This window comes from Pseudomonas sp. Ag1 (assembly GCF_000278565.1).
GTDB lineage: Bacteria > Pseudomonadota > Gammaproteobacteria > Pseudomonadales > Pseudomonadaceae > Aquipseudomonas.
In genome coordinates this window covers 46,535-53,192 of sequence record NZ_AKVH01000075.1, presented here as the reverse complement: position 1 = coordinate 53,192, position 6,658 = coordinate 46,535, and the positions used below count along the sequence as shown (strand labels likewise).

Here is a 6,658-nt window from a genome sequence, read left to right as displayed (position 1 = left end):
CCCGCCACTACAGCGTGCCCTGCGTGTTCTCCACCGAACAGCTGCGTTACCCGAAGCCGGACGGCAGCATCTGTTTGCAGAAGAGTTTTGTCGGGGATGGCGTGAAGCTGGACTGTGCCGGCGGGTTTGGCGCGGTGATGATGGTGACTGCGACCTTCGGAATGGTGGCGGCGACCAAGGCGGTGGACAAGATAGTGGCCGGGGTGCGCCGGCCTTCGGATCGAGTCAAGGCCCCTTAGATCTCAGTCTGGAATGAAGATCAAAATGTGGGAGCGGGCTTGCTCGCGAAAGCGGTGTATCAGTCGACATCTCCGGTGACTGACACGCCGCCTTCGCGAGCAAGCCCGCTCCCACATTTAGTTTTGTATAAGGCTCAACTCCCGCATGCGCTGCAACACAGCATTCAACCCATTGCTGCGCGACGGCGATAACTGCCGCGACAGGCCCAGTTGCTCAAACCAGCCGGGCAAGTCGACGGCTTGCAGTTCGGCGGCAGACACACCGTTGACCCGCGCCAGCAACAACGCCACCAGCCCGCGTATCAGCCGTGCATCGCTGCTGGCGGCAAACTGCCAATGCCCATCCTGCAAGCGCCCCACCAGCCACACCAGGCTTTCACAGCCCTGCACCAGGTTGACGTCTACCTTGTCTTCGTCCGGCAAGGCGGGCAGCCGCTCGCCCCATTGCATCAGCAGGCGGGCTCGTTGCTCCCAACTGCCGACTGCCTGGAACGCTTCCAGCGCGACAACGGCCTCAGTCGGCAAGCTCATCGCAACATATCCAGGGCTTGATCCAGCGCTTCAAAAAAGCGCTCCAGGTCATCGGAGTCGTTGTACAGCGCCAATGACACCCGAATCGCCCCCGACAATCCCATCTGCTTGAGCAGCGGCATCGCACAATGATGGCCGGCGCGCACCGCAATCCCTTGTTCGGTCAGCAAGTGGGCGAGGTCGGCGTTGTGCACGCCTTCCACCACGAAGCTGGCCAGGGCGACGTGCGGCGACCCCAGCAAGCGCACGCCATTGCGCGCTTGCAAGCCACGCAACAGGTAGTCGTGCAGGGCGGCTTCGTGAGCCGTCACCGCCTGCTGGTCCAGGGAACTCAGGTAATCCAGGGTTGCCCCCAGGCCGATCACGCTGGCGATCGGCGGAGTCCCGGCTTCGAAACCGAGGGGCGCCGGGCGGAAACTGGCGCTTTGATAATCAGCCTGCTGCACCATCTCGCCCCCAAACTGCCAGTGGCGCAGGTGATGCAGGGCTTCGGTGCGGCCATACAGCACGCCGACGCCGTCCGGCCCATAGAGTTTATGGCTGGAAAACACGTAGAAGTCGCAGCCCAGGGCCTGCATATCATGGCGACCATGCACGATGCCCTGGGCGCCATCGACCACCGTCAGTGCATCGTGGGCCTTGGCCAGCGCCAGCAGTTGCGGCAACGGCTGCCAGGCGCCAAGTACGTTGGACAGTTGGCTCACCGCCAGCAGGCGGGTGCGCGGGCCGATCAGTTGGGCGGCGGCTTGCAGGTCGATCAAGCCGCCAGCGTCAAGCGGCAGTACCACCAGCGCCAGCTCGCGACGCTTGGCCAGTTGCTGCCACGGCAGCAGGTTGGCGTGGTGCTCCAGGGCGCTGATGACAATCTCGTCGCCCGGGTTGAATAGGTGCTCAAGGCCATAAGCCAGGAGGTTCAGCGCCGATGTCGCGCCGTGGGTGAAGATGATTTGCCCCTCGTCACCGACGTTCAGCCACTGTGCCACCTTGCTGCGACTGTCCTCGAAAGCCTGGGTCGCGTGGGCGCCCGGCAAATGCTGGGCACGGTGCACATTGGCTGCGCCATTGGCGTAGTAATGGCTGATGGCGTCCAGCAGGGCTTGAGGTTTTTGCGTGGTGGCGGCGTTGTCCAGATAGGTCTGGTCTTGCCGTTGCAGGGTGGCGATGGCCGGAAAATCGGCGCGCCAGGGAGAGGGCACAAGCATGGTGATCAAGACTCGTATAAACGGCCCGCACCGGTCAGGCGCGGGCCGTTAGTGGCATCGAGTCGCTGCTTAGTTGTGAGCGTGCAGCGCTGCGTTCAGTTCGATGGCCGATTTGTGGGTTTTGCACTCCACGGCACCGGTCTCGGAGTTGCGGCGGAACAGCAGGTCCGGTTGGCCGGCCAGCTCGCGGGCCTTGACCACCTTGACCAGCTGGTTCTGCTCGTCCAGCAGCGCAACCTTGGTGCCGGCGGTCACGTACAGGCCCGACTCCACGGTGTTGCGGTCGCCCAACGGGATACCGATACCGGCGTTGGCGCCGATCAGGCAGCCTTCGCCGACCTTGATCACGATGTTGCCGCCACCCGACAGGGTGCCCATGGTGGAGCAACCGCCGCCCAGGTCCGAACCCTTGCCGACGAACACGCCAGCCGACACGCGGCCTTCGATCATGCCCGGGCCTTCGGTACCGGCGTTGAAGTTGACGAAACCTTCGTGCATCACGGTGGTGCCTTCGCCTACGTAGGCGCCCAGGCGGATGCGCGCGGCATCAGCGATACGCACGCCGCTCGGCACCACGTAGTCGGTCATCTTCGGGAACTTGTCCACCGAGAACACTTCCAGCAGGTCGCCACGCAGGCGCGCTTCCAGTTGACGCTCGGCCAGCTCATTGATGTCGATTGCGCCCTGGCTGGTCCAGGCCACGTTCGGCAACTGCGGGAACACACCGGCCAGGCTCAGGCCGTGAGGCTTGACCAGGCGATGGGACAGCAGGTGCAGCTTGAGGTAGGCCTCAGGCGTGGAGGTCAGTGCGGCGTCTTCGGCCAGCAGGGTGGCGACCAGCGGCGTGTGGCTTTCAGCCAGGCGGCTCAACAGGGCGGCTTGGGCAGCGTCGACGCCCTTGAGCGCGTCAGCCAGTTGCAGGGCCTGGGTGACGGTGAAAGTGATCGCCTGATTGCCTTCGGTGTAACCGAGGATCGGCGCGATGGCCGCGATGATTTCAGCCGATGGATTGAGCAGCGGTTGTGCGTAAAACACTTCCAGCCAAGCACCTTGGCGGTTCTGAGTGCCGACGCCGAAGCCCAGGCTGAACAGGGAATTGGACATGCTGTTACCTCTACAAAAATGGAGTGGGCTGGCCTACTTGAGGGCCGCCGAATAGCTATCTGGCTTGAAGCCAATCAGGGTTTTGTCACCGAGATCAAGCACCGGGCGCTTGATCATCGAGGGTTGCGCGAGCATCAATTCAATGGCTTTCGCTTGGTCGAGATCGGCTTTGCGTTCGTCTTCGAGTTTGCGAAAGGTGGTGCCCGCACGGTTCAAAACCACCTGCCAACCGTGCTCATTGCACCATTGGGTCAAGTGTTCGCGGTCGATACCGGCCGTCTTGTAGTCATGAAACTCATACTGGATAGCGTGCTCATCGAGCCAGGTGCGCGCCTTTTTCATGGTGTCGCAGGCTTTGATGCCGAAAAGGTGCAACGTTTTGCTTGAAGCGGTCAAGGAATTGCCCCCCTTTGGGCTCACGCAGATTAAAGGTCACGGATTATGCCATGGCCAGCGGCTTTCGGCGCCGCTCGTCACACTTACGTTTTGCTCGTGTGCGACTTTTGTGCAAAGGCCATCGCGCAGCATAGGCGGCTAATATGGCACTTCAACGGCGAGTTGTTGCCTGATGTGTGTTGCTGCAAGTTGATTGTCTGGGAATCCCGCGTTATGCAAACCGCCTACACCGTACTTATCCTGCTGATGCTGGTCAGCGTTTCGCGCCTTGTCGGGCGTGTGATCCCACTGCCGTTACCACTCGTGCAGATCGCCGCCGGTGCGTTGCTGGCCTGGCCGACCCTGGGGCTGCATGTCGCCCTGGACCCTGAGTTGTTTCTTTTCCTGTTTCTGCCGCCGCTGCTGTTCTCTGATGGCTGGCGCATGCCCAAGCGTGAATTGTGGCGCCTGCGCGGGCCGATCCTGACGCTGGCGGTGGGGTTGGTGCTGTTTACGGTGGTGGGGGCCGGTTACTTCATTCACTGGTTGTTGCCGAGTATTCCCCTGCCGGTGGCCTTCGCCCTTGCGGCCGTGTTGTCGCCGACGGATGCCGTGGCGGTGTCAGCCATTTCCCAGAACCGCTTGCCGACGCCACTGATGCACATGCTCCAGGGCGAGGCGTTGATGAATGATGCCTCGGGCCTGGTGACCTTCAAGTTCGCCCTGGCGGCGGCGCTGACCGGCGTGTTCTCGCTGGCGGATGCGAGCCTCACCTTTGTGCTGGTGGCCGTGGGTGGCCTGGCGGTCGGTGTGGCGTTGAGCTGGCTGGTCGGCCGCCTGCGTGCCTGGATGATCGCCCGGGGCTGGGACGACCCGGCGACGCACGTGGTGTTCATGTTGTTGCTGCCATTCGCCGCCTACGTGCTGGCGGAACGCCTTGGCGCATCGGGCATCCTGTCGGCGGTGGCTGCGGGCATGATGCAAAGCTGGCTGGACCTGCTGCCGCGCCAGACCAGCACCCGGTTGCTCAATCGCAGCGTCTGGTCGCTGCTGGAGTTTGCGTTCAACGGCTTGATCTTCCTGCTGCTGGGCCTGCAACTGCCTGACATCATCAAGGCGGTGGTCAGCCATGAGCCGACGCTGTGGCCGACCTTGTTGTATCGCTGCCTGGACGTGATCGCGATTTTTCTGGTGCTGGTGGTGTTGCGGTTTATCTGGGTGCAAAGCATCTGGCGACTGTCGGGTTTATTGCGCCGGATTCGTGGGAAAAGTGAGCTGACGCTGGTGCCCACCGCGCGGTCCTGCTGGTTGCTGACCGTCGGTGGCGTACGCGGTGCCGTGACCCTGGCGGGTGTGATGTCGGTACCGTTACTGCTTGCGCCGGGGCAGGATTTTCCCGAGCGCGACCTGCTGATCTTCATCGCCGCCGGTGTGATCCTGCTTTCGCTCGTCGCGGCCTGCATCGCTTTGCCGCTGCTGTTGCGCGGCATCGAGAAGAGCCCGGATGAGAAACGCCACAATGAAGTGCGCGAGGCCTGGAAGAAGACCGCCGTGGCTGCTATCCATGCCCTGGAAGCCGAAGAACCCGCTGAAGCTGCACCCCAGGATGCCGCCCAGGCAGCCTTGGCCACCGAGCTCAAGGCGCGGTTGATGTCGGAGTATCGTCATCAACTGGAAGTGTTCAACGATTCGGCCGAAGCCCAGGCGCTGGCGTTGCAGATGGATCAACTGGAGCGCAAGTTGCGGCTCAAGGCCCTGCGGGCGCAGCGTCTGGAACTGTATAGCCTGAGCCGTCACCATCAGATTGGTGATGATGTGCTACGGGAGGTGTTGGCGGATCTGGATATGAGCGAGGCGAATCTGGGTCATATCAAATAACACTGCGGTGCTTACTTGTGGCGAGGGAGCTTGCTCCCGCTGGGCTGCGTAGCGGCCCCAAAAAAGCGGGAGCGCTGCGCACTCCAGCGGGAGCAAGCTCCCTCGCCACATTCAGCGCAGTTATTTATTGCGGGTAATAAAGTCGCGAATCCGCGTCGCCGCTTCCACGCACTCCGCCAGCGGCGCGACCAGCGCCAGGCGTACACGCCCGGCGCCCGGGTTGACCCCGTCCACTTCCCGCGACAGGTACGAGCCCGGTACCACGGTCACGTGTTCTTCCACGAACAAGTCCCGGCAGAACGCCGCATCGTCGCCCTTCACATTCGGCCACAGGTAGAAGCCGCCGTCCGGGTTTTGCACGTCCAGCACCGGCTTCAGGATCGCCAGCACCGCATCGAACTTCTCCCGGTACAGGTCACGGTTGGCCTGCACGTGGGCTTCGTCCTGCCAGGCAGCAATGCTCGCCAGTTGGGTTTGCACCGGCATCGCGCAACCGTGGTAGGTGCGGTACAGCAGGAAGCCCTTGAGGATATCGGCGTCGCCGGCCACAAAGCCCGAACGCAGGCCCGGCAGGTTGGAGCGTTTGGACAGGCTGTGGAACACCACGCAACGCTTGAAGTCCTGGCGGCCCAGTTCCACGCAGGCGCTGAGCAGGCCTGGCGGCGGGGTTTGTTCGTCGAAGTACAGCTCGCTGTAGCACTCGTCGGCGGCGATCACGAAGTCGTATTCGTCAGCCAGGGCGATCAGCTTTTTCAGGGTGGCGACGGGAATCAGTGCACCGGTGGGGTTGCCTGGCGAGCACAGGAACAGGATCTGGCAGCGTTTCCAGATGTCCGGCGATACCGCGTCGAAATCCGGGTTGAAGCCGTTTTCATCCAGGCACGGCAGGTAATGCGGCTTGGCCCCGGCGAGGAACGCAGCCCCTTCGTAGATCTGGTAGAACGGGTTCGGGCTGACCACCAGCGCGTCGTCGCCGCGGTTGACCACGGTCTGGGTGAAGGCGAACAGCGCTTCACGGGTGCCGTTCACCGGCAGGATGTTGCGCGCCGGGTCAAGCCAGCCCTTGGGCACGCTGAAACGGCGTTCACACCAGGCGCCAATGGCTTCGCGCAGGGCGGGAATGCCCAGGGTGGTGGGGTACACCGCCATCTGGTCCAGGTTGTTGGCCAGCGCCTCGGCAACAAACTGCGGGGATTTGTGCTTCGGCTCACCGATGGACAGGGCGATGGGGCGTTTGTCCGGGTTCGGCGTGACGCTGCCCAGCAGGACGCGCAATTTCTCGAACGGGTAGGGCTGCAGCTGGTTCAGGGCGTTGTTCATCGATAAATC

The 6,658-nt window shown here is 62.8% G+C and carries 6 protein-coding genes and 1 pseudogene; 2 read left to right on the top strand and 5 right to left on the bottom strand.

Going from position 1 to position 6,658, the window contains the following annotated elements:
- Positions 1-239, top strand: a pseudogene (locus A462_RS26150) (tRNA threonylcarbamoyladenosine dehydratase); the annotation flags it as partial.
- A gap of 117 nt (positions 240-356) precedes the next feature.
- Here the strand turns inward: A462_RS26150 and A462_RS26155 are convergent.
- The 4 genes from A462_RS26155 to A462_RS26170 form a co-directional block, all read right to left on the bottom strand.
- The gene (locus A462_RS26155) at positions 357-770 is read right to left on the bottom strand and encodes a SufE family protein (protein WP_003219344.1); all 414 of its coding nucleotides are present in this window, start codon (positions 768-770) and stop codon (positions 357-359) included.
- Positions 767-1,972: an aminotransferase class V-fold PLP-dependent enzyme gene (locus A462_RS26160; protein WP_008432246.1), complete on the bottom strand. Its 1,206-nt coding sequence runs from the start codon at positions 1,970-1,972 to the stop codon at positions 767-769. The genes A462_RS26155 and A462_RS26160 overlap by 4 nt, the downstream gene beginning before the upstream one ends.
- A 69-nt stretch (positions 1,973-2,041) precedes the next feature.
- Positions 2,042-3,076 (bottom strand): 2,3,4,5-tetrahydropyridine-2,6-dicarboxylate N-succinyltransferase, encoded by a 1,035-nt coding sequence (gene dapD / locus A462_RS26165; protein WP_003219342.1) that lies wholly within the window; start codon positions 3,074-3,076, stop codon positions 2,042-2,044.
- A gap of 33 nt (positions 3,077-3,109) precedes the next feature.
- The gene (locus A462_RS26170) at positions 3,110-3,472 is read right to left on the bottom strand and encodes an ArsC family reductase (protein WP_003219341.1); all 363 of its coding nucleotides are present in this window, start codon (positions 3,470-3,472) and stop codon (positions 3,110-3,112) included.
- Positions 3,473-3,685: 213 nt separating this feature from the next.
- Here A462_RS26170 and A462_RS26175 point away from each other — a divergent pair, with 213 nt between their 5' ends.
- Positions 3,686-5,329 carry a Na+/H+ antiporter gene (locus A462_RS26175; RefSeq protein ID WP_003219338.1) on the top strand — a complete coding sequence of 548 codons (1,644 nt, stop codon included), beginning with the start codon at positions 3,686-3,688 and terminating at the stop codon, positions 5,327-5,329.
- Positions 5,330-5,449: 120 nt separating this feature from the next.
- Here the strand turns inward: A462_RS26175 and dapC are convergent, their stop codons facing one another.
- Complete coding sequence (gene dapC, locus A462_RS26180; RefSeq protein ID WP_008432243.1) at positions 5,450-6,649, bottom strand: succinyldiaminopimelate transaminase; 1,200 nt, start codon at positions 6,647-6,649, stop codon at positions 5,450-5,452.
- Between the last annotated feature and the right edge of the window lie 9 nt (positions 6,650-6,658).